Raw genomic sequence first — 13,339 nt, 5'->3', positions numbered from 1 at the left:
GGTCGCGCGGATCACCCGAGCGTCTTCTTCAGCAGCTCGTTCACCACCGCCGGGTTGGCTTTGCCGGCCATCGCCTTCATCGTCTGGCCGACAAAGAAGCCGAACAGCTTGTCCTTGCCGCCGCGATAGTCGGCGACCTTGTCGGCGTTCTTCTCCATGACCTCGGCGATCACCGCCTCGATCGCGCCCGTGTCGCTGGTCTGCTTGAGCCCGCGCTCCTCGACGATCGTGCCGGCGTCGTCGCCGGTCTCCAGCATGATCTCGAACACCTGCTTGCCCAGCGTGTTGGAGATGGTGCCGTCGGCGATCAGACCGAGCAGTTCGGCACCCTGGGCGGGGCTCACCGGGCTGTCGCCGATGCTCTTGCCCAGGCGGTTAAGCGCGCCGAACAGGTCGGAGATCAGCCAGTTCGCCGTCGCCTTGGCGACCTCACCCTCGCCCTTCTTCTGGACCAGCGCGCTTTCGGCCAGCAGCGCCTCGAACCAGCGCGCTGTCTCGGCCTCGGCCGTCAGCACCGCCGCGTTATAGGCGGACAGGCCCAGCGCCTGTTCATAGCGCTGGCGCTTGGCGTCGGGCAGCTCGGGCAGCGACTGGCGGCATTCCTCCAGAAACGCGTCCTCCAGCACCAGCGGCAACAGGTCGGGATCCGGGAAATAGCGATAATCGTGCGCGTCTTCCTTGGAGCGCATCGAGCGCGTCTCGCCGCGGTCCGGATCGAACAGGCGGGTTTCCTGGACGATGCGGCCGCCCTCCTCCAGCACATCGACCTGGCGGCGTGCCTCATGCTCGATCGCGGCCATGACGAAGCGGACGGAGTTGACGTTCTTGGTCTCGGTGCGCGTGCCGAACGGCTCGCCGGGCTTGCGCACGCTGACGTTCACGTCGGCGCGCATCGAGCCCTCCTCCATGTTGCCGTCGCACGAGCCGACATAGCGCAGGATCGTGCGCAGCTTGCGGACATAGGCGCCGGCCTCGGCCGGCGAGCGCATGTCCGGGCGGCTGACGATCTCCATCAGCGCCACGCCCGAGCGGTTGAGGTCGACATAGGAGCGCGTCGGATGCTGGTCGTGCATCAGCTTGCCCGCGTCCTGTTCGACGTGGATGCGCTCGATGCCGATTTCCTTGGTCTCGGCGTCCGGATCCTTTTCGTCCAGGCTGATCAGCAACCGGCCCTCACCCACCAGCGGGTGGTAGAGCTGGCTGATCTGATAGCCCTGCGGCAGATCGGCATAAAAATAGTTCTTGCGATCGAACCGCGACCATTTGTTGATCTGGGCGTCGATCGCCATGCCAGTGCGCACCGCCTGGCGGATGCACTCCTTGTTGGGCGTCGGCAGCATGCCGGGCATGGCCGCGTCGACCAGCGACACCTGCGTGTTCGGCTCCGCGCCGAATTCGGTGGCGGCGCCCGAAAAGAGCTTGGCGTTGGAAGTGACCTGGGCGTGGACCTCCAGGCCGATCACGACCTCCCAGTCGCCGGTCGCGCCACGGATGCGGTAGGTGGACTCAGTCATTTTCGATGCGATCCGCTTCGGGGGTAATCAGAGGAACGGTAGGGAAATATTTCCGGTATCGATCAGAGTCGCGGGTCAAAATGGTAGCTCCCACAGACTCGGCATGACCGCCGACAAAGAAATCCGGCAGCACCGCCTTGGCTGTGAACGGCTGCTTGTTCTTTCGTCGTTGCTCCAGATAAGCTTGATAGGCCACACCGGCGAGATACCCTGCCTCCACGCTCAGAGCCTCGGTGCGGATCAGCAGCGCGACCATGATCAAGTTGAAGTTCTCAAGCGACCCAACCCATGGCGCAGCCTCGCCGACCACCACCGGATTGATCACCAGATCAGCCCCATAGACGGCGCGCTGCAGATTCACCGACGACCATTCGAACCACTGCGGATCGCGGTTGAACACGTCGATCAGCACATTGGAATCCACCAATATCACGGCTCGCGGTCACCCCGCACTTCACGCATGTAGTCATCTGTACTCTGGCCGGTCGCGTACTTGCCCGCGAGAGCCGCGATAGCATCACGAACCCGCCGCATGCGCTCCTCACCCTCTGCCTGCGTAAAGCCCAGCGGCGTCACCACAACCTGTCCGCCATCGTTGACGGCGACCTTATAGGGCTGCCCCGGTACGAGCCCAACTGCGTCGCGCATCGCTTTCGGAATCAGAATCTGACCTTTGCTGGTCATGGTGCCTGTTTCGATATGGGTTGGCGCGTTCATCATCACACTCCGGTGTTACTGACGTAACACCGTTGAGGTGTAATTGCCATCATTGTTCCGCGCCTTACGTCCATCGCGCCCTTTGGAGCCGAGGATGCTCACCACCAAGCCTCGGGACGTGCGGTGAAGCCCGCGCGCTCTTCGATGGCGAGACCGGCGTTGAGCACGCCCTGCTCGTCGAGCGGCTTGCCGATCACCTGGAGCCCCAGCGGCAGGCCACCTGCGTCCAGTCCGCCCGGCACGCTCATCGCCGGCAGACCGGCGAGCGACGACGGCACGGTGAAGACGTCGTTCAGGTACATGGCGATCGGATCGTCCGACTTCTCGCCCAGCGCGAACGCCGCCGACGGCGCCGTCGGGGTGAGCAGCAGGTCGCACTGCGCCCATGCCCGCTCGAAATCCTGCGCGATCAGCGTGCGGACCTTCTGCGCCTGGGTGTAATAGGCGTCGTAGAAGCCCGCCGAGAGCACATAGGTGCCGATCATGATGCGGCGCTTCACCTCGTCGCCGAAACCGGCGGCGCGGGTGGCGGCGTACATGTCCTGCAGGTTCGCGCCCTCGGGCAGCTCGCGCTGGCCGTAGCGCACGCCGTCATAGCGCGCGAGGTTGGACGACGCCTCTGCCGGCGCGATGATGTAATAGGCCGGCAGCGCGTATCTGGTGTGCGGCAGCGAGACCTCGACGATCTCGGCGCCCGCGTCGCGCAGCCAGTCGATGCCCTGCTGCCACAGCGCCTCGATCTCGGCCGGCATGTTGTCGACGCGATATTCCTTGGGAATGCCGACGCGCTTGCCGGCGAGGTTGGACGAAAGCCCCGCCTCCCACTTCGGCACGGCCAGGTCGAGCGAGGTCGAGTCCTTGGCATCGAAGCCGGACATCGCCTCCAGCATGATCGCGCAGTCGCGCACGTCGCGCGCCATCGGCCCCGCCTGGTCGAGGGACGAGGCAAAGGCGATCACGCCCCAGCGCGAGCAGCGGCCATAGGTCGGCTTGATGCCGCTGATGCCGGTGAAAGCCGCGGGCTGGCGGATCGAGCCGCCGGTGTCGGTGCCGGTCGCCGCCGGGCACAGCCGCGCCGCGATCGCGGACGAGCTGCCGCCGGACGAACCGCCGGGTGCGAGCGGGGCATTCCCGCCGTCGCTGCGCCGCCACGGCGAGATCACGTTGCCAAACGCAGAGGTCTCGTTGGACGAGCCCATCGCGAACTGGTCCATGTTGAGCTTGCCGAGCATGCCGGCCCCCGCGTCCCACAGCCGCTGCGACACGGTGGACTCATAGGGCGGCGTGAAGCCTTCCAGGATGTGGCTGGCTGCGGTGGACGTCACGCCCTTGGTGCAGAACAGGTCCTTCATGCCGATCGGCACGCCGGCCAGCGGCTTCAGCGTCTCGCCGGCAGCGCGCGCATCGTCCGCTTGTTTGGCGGCGGCGAGCGCATGGTCGGGCGTCTCCACCAGGAAGGCGTTCAGCGCCTTGGCGCGCGACACCGCGGTCACGAAGGCGTCGGCGACTTCGCGCGCGGAAAACGCGCCGGAGCGCACGCCGTCGCGGATGCCGGCGACGGTCAGGTCGGTAAGCTCGGTCACTATTCGATCACCTTGGGCACGGCGAAGAAGCCATGTTCGGCCTGGGGGGCATTGGCGAGCACCGCGTCGCGCACGTTGCCGTCGGTGACGACATCCTCGCGCAGGCGCAGCGTGTTGGGGATGACGGCGGTCATCGGCTCGACGGCGGAGGTATCCACCTCCCCCAGTTGCTCGATCCAGCCGAGGATGTTGCCGAGCTCGGGCGCCAGGCGCTCCGCTTCGGCATCGGTGATGGCGATGCGGGCGAGGCTCGCCACGCGCTTCACGGTTGCAGTGTCTACGGACATGCAGTGCGGCTAGCACCCCCGCACCCCCGCCACAAGCGGGCGGCGGCACCTCCGCGCGGTGCGGACGGTTGCGCAATGCGCACGCATGCCGCACGGGAAGGCGGTTGCGTCGGCCTTAGCGATGCTGCACTGCACAATGGAGAGCCCCGGGTGGCCCGCAAGTTCCTCTATGGAGTGGCAATTCTGGTGATGCTCGCGATCGGCGGCACCTTTGCATATCGCATGTTCGGCGCCGAGATCCTGCGCTGGAGCATGGTGCCGAGCGCACGCTTCGCCGAACAGCCGGCCGCGGCGCCCGACGCCTATGCCGACACCGACATGTGGCTGGCACGGCCGGACATTCCGAACAACCCCGCGCGCTGGACGCCGCCGGGCGTGGGCGTGCCCGAGCGTGCAGAGGCGGCGGTGTTCTTCATCCATCCGACCTCCTACCTCCGCAAGAACCAGTGGAATGCGCCGCTCGCCGACGAAGAGGCGAATGCGCGCGCGGCGCTGTTCCTGCGCGGCCAGGCGAGCGCCTTCAACGACATGGGCGAGGTGTGGGCACCCCGCTATCGCCAGGCGACTTTCGGCGCGTTTCTGACCACCGCCAGCGACGCCGAGCGCGCGCTCGACCTCGCCTATGCCGATGTGCTGCAGGCGTTCGACTCGTTCCTGGCGCAGATCGGCCCGAACCGTCCGATCGTGCTTGCCGGGCATAGCCAGGGCTCGCTGCACCTCACCCGGCTGCTCAAGGATCGGGTGGCCGGCCGCCCGCTCGCCCGCCGCATCGTCGCCGCCTATGTCGTGGGCTGGCCGGTGTCGCGCACTGCCGATCTCCCGGCGCTCGGGCTTCCCGAATGCACCGCCGCGGACCAGCCCGGCTGCATTCTGTCGTGGCAGGCCTTCGCCGAGCCCGCCGACCCGCGCCTGATCACCGACACCTTCGATGCGACGACCGGCTTCACCGGCGCCCCCCGCAAGGGCACGCCGCTGATCTGCACCAACCCGGTCACTGGCACGCCGGGTGCGGCCGCGCCGGCGAGTGCGAACCTCGGCACGCTGTTCCCGAACGCCAACCTCACCAACGCGACGCTGGAACCCGGCCGCGTGGCGGCGCGCTGCGACGGGCGCGGCTTCCTGCTGATCGGCGCAAGCCCGCCGGACGTCGGCAGCTATGTGCTGCCGGGCAACAACTATCACGTCTATGACTATAGCCTGTTCTGGGGCAGCGTGCGCGCCGACGCCGCGCGCCGCCTGAAGGCGTGGAAGGCGCAATGATCACCACGGACTCCGCCGCGTTCCGCGCAGCCCTTCCCGACGGCGGCCGCCTCCTCGGCCTCGACGTCGGCACCAAGACGATCGGGACCGCCGCCTGCGACGCCGGCTGGAGCTTTGCGAGCCCGGCCGTGCTGATCCGCCGGACCAAATTCACCAAGGACAAGGCTGCGCTGGTCGCGCTGATCGCGGAACGTCAGACGGTCGGCCTCGTCATCGGCCTGCCCCTCAACCTGGACGGCACCGACTCGCCGCGTACCCAGTCGACCCGCGCCTTTGCCCGCAACCTCGACGACCTGGGCCAGCCGATCCTGCTGTGGGACGAGCGCTGGTCGACCGTCGCGGTCGAGCGCGTGCTGATCGAGCAGGACATGAGCCGCGCCAAACGCGCCGAGGCAGTGGACAAAATGGCCGCCGCGCATATCTTGCAGGCCGCAATCGACGCGCTGGTGAACAGCTGACGCGCACCCGCCTCTGCGCTATGGGGCGGCGGACACAGACAGGATGATACCCATGGCCTCCCGCAGCAGCAGTTCCGCCCGCGACCTCAGCTGGCTCGTCGCGATCGACGGCGCCGCCGTTCTCGGCAGCTTCGCGCTCGCCTGCATGACGCCGTTCGCGGCGCTTGCCGCGGCGTCGGCGCTCACGCTCTCGCGCCGCGCAGGCATCATGGCGGTGCTGGGCGCCTGGCTGCTCAACCAGATCATCGGCTTCGGCTTCCTGGGTTATCCGACCGATCCGATGACGATCCTGCGCGGGGTCGCGATCGCGGTGAGCACGCTCGCCGGCTTCGGCGTCGCCCATGCGGTGCGCGGCTCCACCGGCACGCTCTCGCTCGCGCGCATGGTCGCTGCGATCGCCGGCGCGTTCGTCGCCTATGAAGTCGTGACCTACCTCACCGCGATGGTGCTGGGCGGAACGGAGAACTTCACCCCCGCCATTGTGTGGATGCTCGCCCGCAACGACGCGATGTGGTTCGCCGGCCTGATGGCGCTCTACCTGGCGCTCACCGCCGGTGCGCCGTCCGTATTCGGCCGCCGCCCGCAGCTGCGCCTCGCCTGAACCGAGACCGGGCACGCCTTGCGCGTGCCCGCCGCGGGGATTAGGCGATCCCCTCGATGCACATTTCCGATCACAGCCCCGCCGCCCAGATCCCCGGGGGCGCGGTGTTTCCGCACCGCCACCTGACCGGCATCGAAGGCCTTCAGCCCCACGAGATCCTGTTCCTGCTCGACGAGGCGGAACAATGGGTGGAGGCGAACCGCAGCCGCGCCCAGAGCGACCGTCGGCTGGAGGGCATCACCCAGATCAACGCCTTTTTCGAGAACTCGACGCGCACGCTGCTGTCGTTCGAGATCGCGGGCAAGCGGCTGGGCGCCGACGTCGTGAACATGCACGCCGCGCAATCTAGCGTGAAGAAGGGCGAGACGCTGATCGACACGGCGGTGACGCTCAACGCGATGCGCGCCGACGTGATCGTCATCCGCCATTCCGCCTCGGGCGCGGTCAAGCTGATCGCGGGCAAGGTCGACTGTCCAGTCCTGAACGCTGGCGACGGCTGGCACGAGCATCCGACGCAGGCGCTGCTCGACGCGCTCACCATCCGCCGCCGCACGGGTGCCATCGCCCATCGCAAGGTCGTGATCTGCGGCGACATCCTGCACAGCCGCGTCGCCCGCTCCAACATCCTGGCGCTCACAACACTCGCCGCCGAAGTGCGCGTCGTCGCCCCCTCGACCCTGATGCCGGCCGAGATCGAGCGCATGGGCGTGACGCCCTTCACCGACTTCGACGCAGCCCTCGAAGGCGCCGAGGTCGTGATGATGCTCCGCCTCCAGAACGAGCGCATGAACGGCGGCTTCATTCCTTCCACCCGCGAGTATCACATGCGCTACGGCCTCACCTCCGAACGGCTGAAGCGCGCGGCGCCCGGCGCCCTCGTCATGCACCCCGGCCCGATGAACCGCGGCGTCGAGATCACCTCCGAAGTCGCCGATGACCTTGAGCGTTCGGCGATCACCGAACAGGTCGAGATGGGCGTCGCGGTCCGCATGGCGTGCCTGGACGTGCTGACCCGGCGCTCGCGTGGCGTGGAGGGCTGGGCATGATTCTCGCCTTCGTCAACGCGACGCTCGTCTGCCCCACCAACGGTGTTTCCACTGGCACGCTGCTGGTCGAGGGAGATCGCATCTCGGCGGTCGGCGACGTCGCCATCCCCGAAGGTGCCGAGCGCATCGACGTGCGCGGCAAGCTGCTCGCGCCCGGCATCGTCGACCTCGGCGTGTTCGCGGTCGACCCGGCCGCCTTCCGCGCCGGCGGCATCGTCCGCGTCGGCCTGATGCCCGACCAGTCGCCGGTGCTGGACGATCCCGGCATCGTCGAGCGCGCCGCCAAGGCCGGCAAGCCGGACCTGTGGATCCACCCGATCGCCGCCGCTACGCGCGGCCTCCAAGGCACCGACCTCGCCGAAATGGCGATCAACGCCGGTGCCGGTGCGCGCGCGGTTGCGACCGGTCGCCGCTGGATCGGCGACTCCGGCGTGATGCGCAAGGTGCTGCGCTACGCCCGCGACTGCGGCCTGACCGTGATCGCCCATGCCGAGGACGGCGGCCTCGCCGAGGGTGCTGTCGCGACCGAGGGTGAGACCGCCAGCCGGCTCGGCCTGCCCGCCGCGCCGTCTATGGCAGAGGCGCTGGCGATCGCCCGCGACCTGATGCTGGTCGAAGAGACCCGCGCTGCGCTGCATTTCCGCCAGGTCACCACCGCCGCCGGCTTCGACCTCGTCCGCCGGGCCAAGGCCCGCGGCCTGCCGGTCACCTGCGGCATCACGCCGGCGCACCTGCTGCTCAGCGACAACACGCTCAACGACTATCGCACCTTTGCCCATCTCTCGCCGCCGCTGCGGTCGGAGAGCGACCGTCAGGCGGCCCTCGCCGCGGTGCGCGACGGCACCGTGGACGTGCTCTGCTCGGGCCACGACCCGCGCGGACCGGAGCAGAAGCGCCTACCCTTCACCGATTCGAGCGAAGGCATGGCGGGCGCGGAGACGCTGCTCGCCTTCGGCCTGAGCCTGGTCCGCGACGAGTTCCTCACGCCCGATCGCCTGTTCGCGCTGCTCGCCGTCAACCCGGCGCGGGTGCTCGGCATCGACACCGGCACGCTGGCGGCCGGAAACCCGGCTGACCTGCTGATCGCCGATGCCGACGCGCCCTGGCTGATCTCGGCCGAGCGCATGGCCGCCAAGGCCGGCAACACGCCGTTCGATGGCCTGCCGGTTCAGGGCAAGGCGCTCAGGGTGATGAAGGGCGGCCGCTTCCTGTAAGCGGCCTGCCGGTCAGCGGGCGGCGACCTGCCGCTTCGGCGCTGCCCAGTCGGCAACCCGCTCGCCCGCCTGCTCGCGCACGAAGCAACTGCCTCCCTCGCTGCGCAACCGCGCGCATAGCGCCATCGCCTCTGGCCGGGCGAACCCGCCCACGGACAGGCGATAGAAGCTGCCGCCGCGCGCCCGCGTCTCGCCGGCATAGGGCGTGAGGCTCGCGAGGTCGTGATGCCGGTGCCGTGCGCTGTTCCACGCACCCTGCGCTGCGGCAGCAGACTCATGCGCCCCCAGCTGGACGTAATAACGGCCAGCCGTCACCGAAGCGGCAACTCGGACCCCGCGAGGTTCGGCCCGGGGCGCTGCCTCCCGCACCACGACGCGCGCCGCGATCGGCTGGACGATCTCCTGCCGTGCTGCAAAGCGAACGCCGCCAACGGCCGGCTCGGCAGGCTCGGCAGCAGGCGGCACCGGAACTTCGACGTGCGCCTCCGCAACCGCGACCGACACCGCCGGCTGCACCAGAGCTAGCGCCACAGGCTGCCCCGCATCGGCCACCGCCTTGGTCCCGAGCAGCGACGCGACCTGCTCCGAGGAGGTGGTCGGCCGCACGAATTGAAGCCATTGCGCCATTCGCCGCTCGACCTCGTCCGGCGCCAGGTCGACCGCGGCGACCGCGCGCGCATCCGGCCAATGGCCCGCAAGCGCCAGCGCCAGCGCCAGGTTCTGACGCGCCGTGGCGCTCGCCGCGGCCCCGCGCGCTTCCTGCCCGATCAGCACCGCACCGCCGACAGGGTCCCCAGCCAGCGCCAGCGCCAGCCCGCGGTCGGCCGGCTTGAGGATCTCCGCATAGGTCGCCAGCGTGGCGCGCGCCGCGGTCCAGTCGCCCAGCGCGGTCTGCGCCAGCGCCAGATCGAGCGCGGCGCGCGGGTCGCGCGGGTTGAGCGCCAGCGCGTCCCCCGCCGCCTGCGCCGCCGAGCGGAAGCGTCCGGCCTGCAGATAGGCATGGCCCAGGAGCGCCCGATAGCGCGGGTCCGCCGGTGCCAGCGCCACTGCCTGTTCGGCATAGCGCACCGCCGCCTTGCCGCGATGCTCCGCGATGGCGACTTCGGCCTTGTCGGTCAGCGTGTCGATGCGCGTCTGGGTCCGTTCGGGATCGACCGAGGAAGCCACTCCGGGTGCTCCAGCTGTGCAGCCGGTCCCGAGCAGCACCGCCGCGCCGCCGAGCGCGAGCACGGTGCGGGTCCTCGCCCCCTTGCCCCTGCCGCTCAGCACGTCACACCTTCCCCTTCGCTGGATTACCGGCAAACCCTGTCCCGACCGGCCATAACATCGGGTTAATGCGCCCGGGCGGAGCATGCCGCCGCAGCCGCTCGGGCCGTCGCCGCAAGGGTGGCGCCAGCGCCCGTGCGGCGATAAGCGGGCAGCGACGCGGAAGGATGAAGACGATGCGAGCCAAGCTTTTTCTCGGGACCGCAGCCCTGCTGCTGCTCGGCCAGCCGGCACTTGCCGACGTCAAGGCAGGCGTGGACGCCTGGACCCGCGGCGACTTCGCGCGAGCGGTGAAGGAATGGCGCGAACCTGCGGCCAAGGGTGACCCGGACGCACAGTTCAACCTCGCTCAGGCCTATAAGCTCGGCCGCGGCGTTCCCGCCGACCTGGCGCAGGCCGAGCAATGGTATGCCAAGGCAGCGGCTCAGGGCCATCCGCAGGCGGTGACCAACTATGGCCTGGCCCTGTTCCAGAACGGCCGCCGCCAGGAAGCGGCCAAGTGGCTGGAGCAGGCGTCCTCGCGCGGGGAAGCGCGCGCGCAGTTCGTGCTCGGCACCATGTTGTTCAACGGCGATGCGGTCGCAAAGGACTGGGTCCGCGCCTATGCGCTGATGACTCGCGCTTCCAGCTCCGGGCTTCCGCAGGCCTCGCAAACGCTGGCGCAGATGGACCGCTATGTCTCGCTGCAGGATCGCCAGCGCGGGCTGGAACTGGCCCGCACACTCCAGGCACAGGCGGCACGCACGCCGGTGACGGCGACCAATGTCGCGGCGGCTACACCGGCGGCGGCGGAACCGGCTCCGGCAGTGGCTACGCCTGCGCGTGCGGTGCCGACAACGGCCGCTCCGGCGCGTCCAGCCCCTGTCGCAGCCAAGCCGGCCACCCCGGTGCCGGCCCCGGCTCGCACCGCCACGCCAGCCGCCGGCGGCGCCTGGCGCGTCCAGCTCGGCGCGTTTCGCGAGACCGGCGGCGCCCAGGCGCTATGGTCACAGCTCCGCGGCAAGTTCCCGGGCCGCAGCCCCGAATATGTCCAGTCCGGCGCCGTCACCAAGCTGCTGGTCGGCCCCTACGCGTCGAGCGCAGAAGCCAGCCGTGCTTGTTCGGCCGTAAAGTCCTGCCTGCCGGTGAAGCGCTAGCGCCCTCTTGGGGTCTCGGCGAAGGCCGGGCCCAGTCAGGAAAGCCGCCGACGCCGCACGCCATTGCGCCGTCGCCCCAGCCATCCGCCGGTCTGCTAAAGCTCAAGGATGCCGTTACCTGCTCCCGCGCCGGGGGGAGCCCAGGGCCACATCCAGCGCGAGGCGTTGTTCTGCTTGGCCCTGGATCCCTGCCTGCGCAGGGATACGGCAGGTTTCGAGGCGGTTGTCGCGGGTTATCCGATGGTCCCGCAGACGCCGGACTGCTGGCGGTAAGACCCAGAGGTTGCGCGCGACCGTAGCTGCCCCCCCTCCTGCGCCGGGGTACGGAGCGGTCGCGGAACGTCCCGGCAGCTCCTACGCCACCACCCACCGATCCCGCGCATACCCCAGCGCGTACAGCAGCGCCGAGAGATCGCCATGGTCGATCCGAGCACCCGCTGCGGCCGCGACGATCGGCTTAGCGTGGAATGCCACCCCCAGCCCCGCCCGCCGGATCATCGCCAGGTCGTTGGCGCCATCGCCCACCGCAAGCGTATCCGCCGGATCGAGCCCCAGCGTGGCGATCGCCTCGACCAGTGTCGCCTCCTTGGTGCCTGAGTCCACGATCGGCTTGGCGACCGTCCCGTCCAGCATCCCGTCCGCGATCATCAGTCGGTTGGCGATCGCCCGCGCAAAGCCGATCTGCCGCGCCACCGGCTCGGCAAAGCGGGTGAAGCCGCCCGAAATCAGGATCGTCTCCGCCCCGTTCGCGCGCATGGTCTTCACCAGCGCCTCGGCGCCGGGCGTGATCCGCACCCGCTCGGCAAGGCAGCGTTCGATCGCATCCTCGCCGAGCCCCTTGAGCAGCGCGACCCGCGCGTCCAGCGCTGCGGCAAAGTCGAGCTCGCCCCGCATCGCCCGTTCGGTCACTTCGGCAATCTGTGGCTTGATCCCGGCATAGTCGGCAAGTTCGTCGATGCACTCGACCGTGATCATGGTGGAGTCCATGTCCGCGATCAGCAGCTTCTTCTGCCGGTTCGCGGCGGGCTGCACTACGACGTCGAGCTTCAGATCCAGGCCGAAGCCTTCTTGCACTATCGAGCAAGCCTGCTCCCTGATCGCCTCGGCGATTTCTGCACAATCCGATTGGGTCACGCCATCTGCAGGATCGAAGAGAAGGTCGGCAGCCCAGCCCTCGTCGAGCCAGGACACCCCCGTCAACGTCCCCGCCGTGCAGTCTTGATCGAATTGATGCGCGATCTCGGAGAGAAGCGCTTGATCCAGGCTCCCGTCTGCTATCAGCGTCGCGATGAACATGGTGCATACCCCTTTGCCGAAGGTGGCGCTCATTGCAGGGCCGACCGCGAGCGGCAAGTCCGCGCTCGCGATCGCCGTCGCCGAGCGCCACCAGGGCACCGTCATCAACGCCGACTCCGCTCAGGTCTATCGCGACCTGCGCGTGCTGAGCGCCCGCCCGAGCGCCGAGGAGGAAGCGCAGGTCCCGCACCGCCTGTTCGGCCATGTCGACGGCGGCGCGGACTATTCCGCCGCCCGCTGGGCCGCCGAAGCCCGCGCCACGATCGACGCGACCCTCGCCGAGGGGCGCCTGCCCGTCCTCGTCGGCGGCACTGGCCTGTACCTGCGCACCCTGCTCGACGGGATTGCGCCGGTGCCGGAGATCGACGCGAAGATCCGCACTGCAGTCCGCGCGCTCCCGGTCGCCGAGGCCCACGCCGACCTCGCTCGCCTGGACCCGCCGGCGGCTGAACGCCTGCGCGCCAGTGACACGACGCGGGTGGCGCGCGCGCTGGAGGTGGTGCGCTCGACCGGCCGCCCGCTCAGCGATTGGCAGGCAGCACGCGAGGGCGGCATCGCCGACCGCATCGAGCTGGTGCCGGTGGTGCTGCTCCCCGACCGCGCCTGGCTGTTCGAACGCTGCGACCGCCGGCTCGCGGCGATGTTCGCGAGCGGCGGGATCGAGGAAGTCGCGGCCTTGCTCACCCGCAGCGACCTTTCCCCCGATGCACCGGTGTGCCGCGCGATCGGCGTGCCCCAGATTGCGGCGTATCTCGCAGGAGAAATCACGCGGGAAGAGGCACTTGCCGCCGCCCGCCTCGCGACCCGGCAATATGCCAAGCGCCAATATACCTGGTTTCGCAACCAGCCTCCGCCGACGTGGCAGTTCGTTGCCGAGACGGAAAAATACGACTTCCGCAGTTTTTTTGAACAAAAATTATCAAACTAACCTTGCATCCTCCTGGTGCTGCCGGTAGGCGCG

The 13,339-nt window shown here is 69.1% G+C and carries 14 protein-coding genes; 7 read left to right on the top strand and 7 right to left on the bottom strand.

The genetic code is table 11. The features are described 5' to 3' along the window. Positions 1 to 11: 11 nt before the first annotated feature. The 5 genes from gatB to gatC all read right to left on the bottom strand — a co-directional run bounded on the left by gatB (position 12) and on the right by gatC (position 4,101). Complete coding sequence (gene gatB / locus LK533_RS07030; protein ID WP_229362065.1) at positions 12 to 1,514, bottom strand: Asp-tRNA(Asn)/Glu-tRNA(Gln) amidotransferase subunit GatB; 1,503 nt, start codon at positions 1,512 to 1,514, stop codon at positions 12 to 14. Further along, complete coding sequence (locus LK533_RS07025) at positions 1,507 to 1,926, bottom strand: type II toxin-antitoxin system VapC family toxin (RefSeq protein WP_229362064.1); 420 nt, start codon at positions 1,924 to 1,926, stop codon at positions 1,507 to 1,509. The genes gatB and LK533_RS07025 overlap by 8 nt, the downstream gene beginning before the upstream one ends. Positions 1,927 to 1,943: 17 nt before the next feature. Next, positions 1,944 to 2,231 carry an AbrB/MazE/SpoVT family DNA-binding domain-containing protein gene (locus LK533_RS07020; protein WP_229362063.1) on the bottom strand — a complete coding sequence of 96 codons (288 nt, stop codon included), beginning with the start codon at positions 2,229 to 2,231 and terminating at the stop codon, positions 1,944 to 1,946. Positions 2,232 to 2,329: 98 nt separating this feature from the next. Continuing rightward, positions 2,330 to 3,814: an Asp-tRNA(Asn)/Glu-tRNA(Gln) amidotransferase subunit GatA gene (gene gatA, locus LK533_RS07015; RefSeq protein WP_229362062.1), complete on the bottom strand. Its 1,485-nt coding sequence runs from the start codon at positions 3,812 to 3,814 to the stop codon at positions 2,330 to 2,332. Continuing rightward, positions 3,814 to 4,101 (bottom strand): Asp-tRNA(Asn)/Glu-tRNA(Gln) amidotransferase subunit GatC, encoded by a 288-nt coding sequence (gene gatC, locus LK533_RS07010; protein ID WP_229362061.1) that lies wholly within the window; start codon positions 4,099 to 4,101, stop codon positions 3,814 to 3,816. Before gatC ends, gatA begins: the two co-directional genes overlap by 1 nt. Before the next feature lie 150 nt (positions 4,102 to 4,251). On the opposite strand from gatC, the gene LK533_RS07005 reads away from it, so the two are divergent. The 5 genes from LK533_RS07005 to LK533_RS06985 are packed head-to-tail and all read left to right on the top strand — an operon-like array spanning position 4,252 to position 8,680. Continuing rightward, a complete protein-coding gene (locus LK533_RS07005; protein ID WP_229362060.1) occupies positions 4,252 to 5,361 on the top strand; it encodes a DUF3089 domain-containing protein in 1,110 nt (369 codons plus the stop codon). After that, complete coding sequence (gene ruvX, locus LK533_RS07000; protein WP_229362059.1) at positions 5,358 to 5,819, top strand: Holliday junction resolvase RuvX; 462 nt, start codon at positions 5,358 to 5,360, stop codon at positions 5,817 to 5,819. The genes LK533_RS07005 and ruvX overlap by 4 nt, the downstream gene beginning before the upstream one ends. 52 nt (positions 5,820 to 5,871) lie before the next feature. Further along, positions 5,872 to 6,420 (top strand): hypothetical protein, encoded by a 549-nt coding sequence (locus tag LK533_RS06995; RefSeq protein ID WP_229362058.1) that lies wholly within the window; start codon positions 5,872 to 5,874, stop codon positions 6,418 to 6,420. Between the two features lie 56 nt (positions 6,421 to 6,476). Continuing rightward, positions 6,477 to 7,466, top strand: a complete 990-nt coding sequence (locus LK533_RS06990; RefSeq protein ID WP_229362057.1) for an aspartate carbamoyltransferase catalytic subunit — start codon at positions 6,477 to 6,479, stop codon at positions 7,464 to 7,466. Beyond that, complete coding sequence (locus LK533_RS06985; protein ID WP_420705829.1) at positions 7,463 to 8,680, top strand: dihydroorotase; 1,218 nt, start codon at positions 7,463 to 7,465, stop codon at positions 8,678 to 8,680. The genes LK533_RS06990 and LK533_RS06985 overlap by 4 nt, the downstream gene beginning before the upstream one ends. 12 nt (positions 8,681 to 8,692) lie before the next feature. On the opposite strand, the gene LK533_RS06980 is transcribed toward LK533_RS06985, so the two are convergent. Then, a complete protein-coding gene (locus LK533_RS06980; protein WP_229362056.1) occupies positions 8,693 to 9,949 on the bottom strand; it encodes an SPOR domain-containing protein in 1,257 nt (418 codons plus the stop codon). Positions 9,950 to 10,122: 173 nt separating this feature from the next. Here LK533_RS06980 and LK533_RS06975 point away from each other — a divergent pair, with 173 nt between their 5' ends. Continuing rightward, complete coding sequence (locus LK533_RS06975; protein ID WP_229362055.1) at positions 10,123 to 11,082, top strand: SPOR domain-containing protein; 960 nt, start codon at positions 10,123 to 10,125, stop codon at positions 11,080 to 11,082. Between the two features lie 354 nt (positions 11,083 to 11,436). On the opposite strand, the gene serB is transcribed toward LK533_RS06975, so the two are convergent. Further along, entirely contained in the window at positions 11,437 to 12,378 is a 942-nt protein-coding gene (gene serB / locus LK533_RS06970) for a phosphoserine phosphatase SerB (RefSeq protein ID WP_229362054.1), read from the bottom strand. Between serB and miaA the strand changes: the two genes are divergently transcribed. Next, positions 12,371 to 13,306: a tRNA (adenosine(37)-N6)-dimethylallyltransferase MiaA gene (gene miaA / locus LK533_RS06965; protein WP_229362053.1), complete on the top strand. Its 936-nt coding sequence runs from the start codon at positions 12,371 to 12,373 to the stop codon at positions 13,304 to 13,306. The two genes, serB and miaA, sit on opposite strands and share 8 nt — an antisense overlap. The last annotated feature ends 33 nt before the right edge of the window (positions 13,307 to 13,339 follow it).

Source organism: Sphingomonas sp. PL-96 (assembly GCF_020707215.1).
Taxonomy (GTDB): Bacteria; Pseudomonadota; Alphaproteobacteria; order Sphingomonadales; family Sphingomonadaceae; genus Sphingomonas.
The sequence above is the reverse complement of the archived record's forward strand: the minus strand, read 5'-3'. Positions and strand labels throughout refer to the sequence as shown.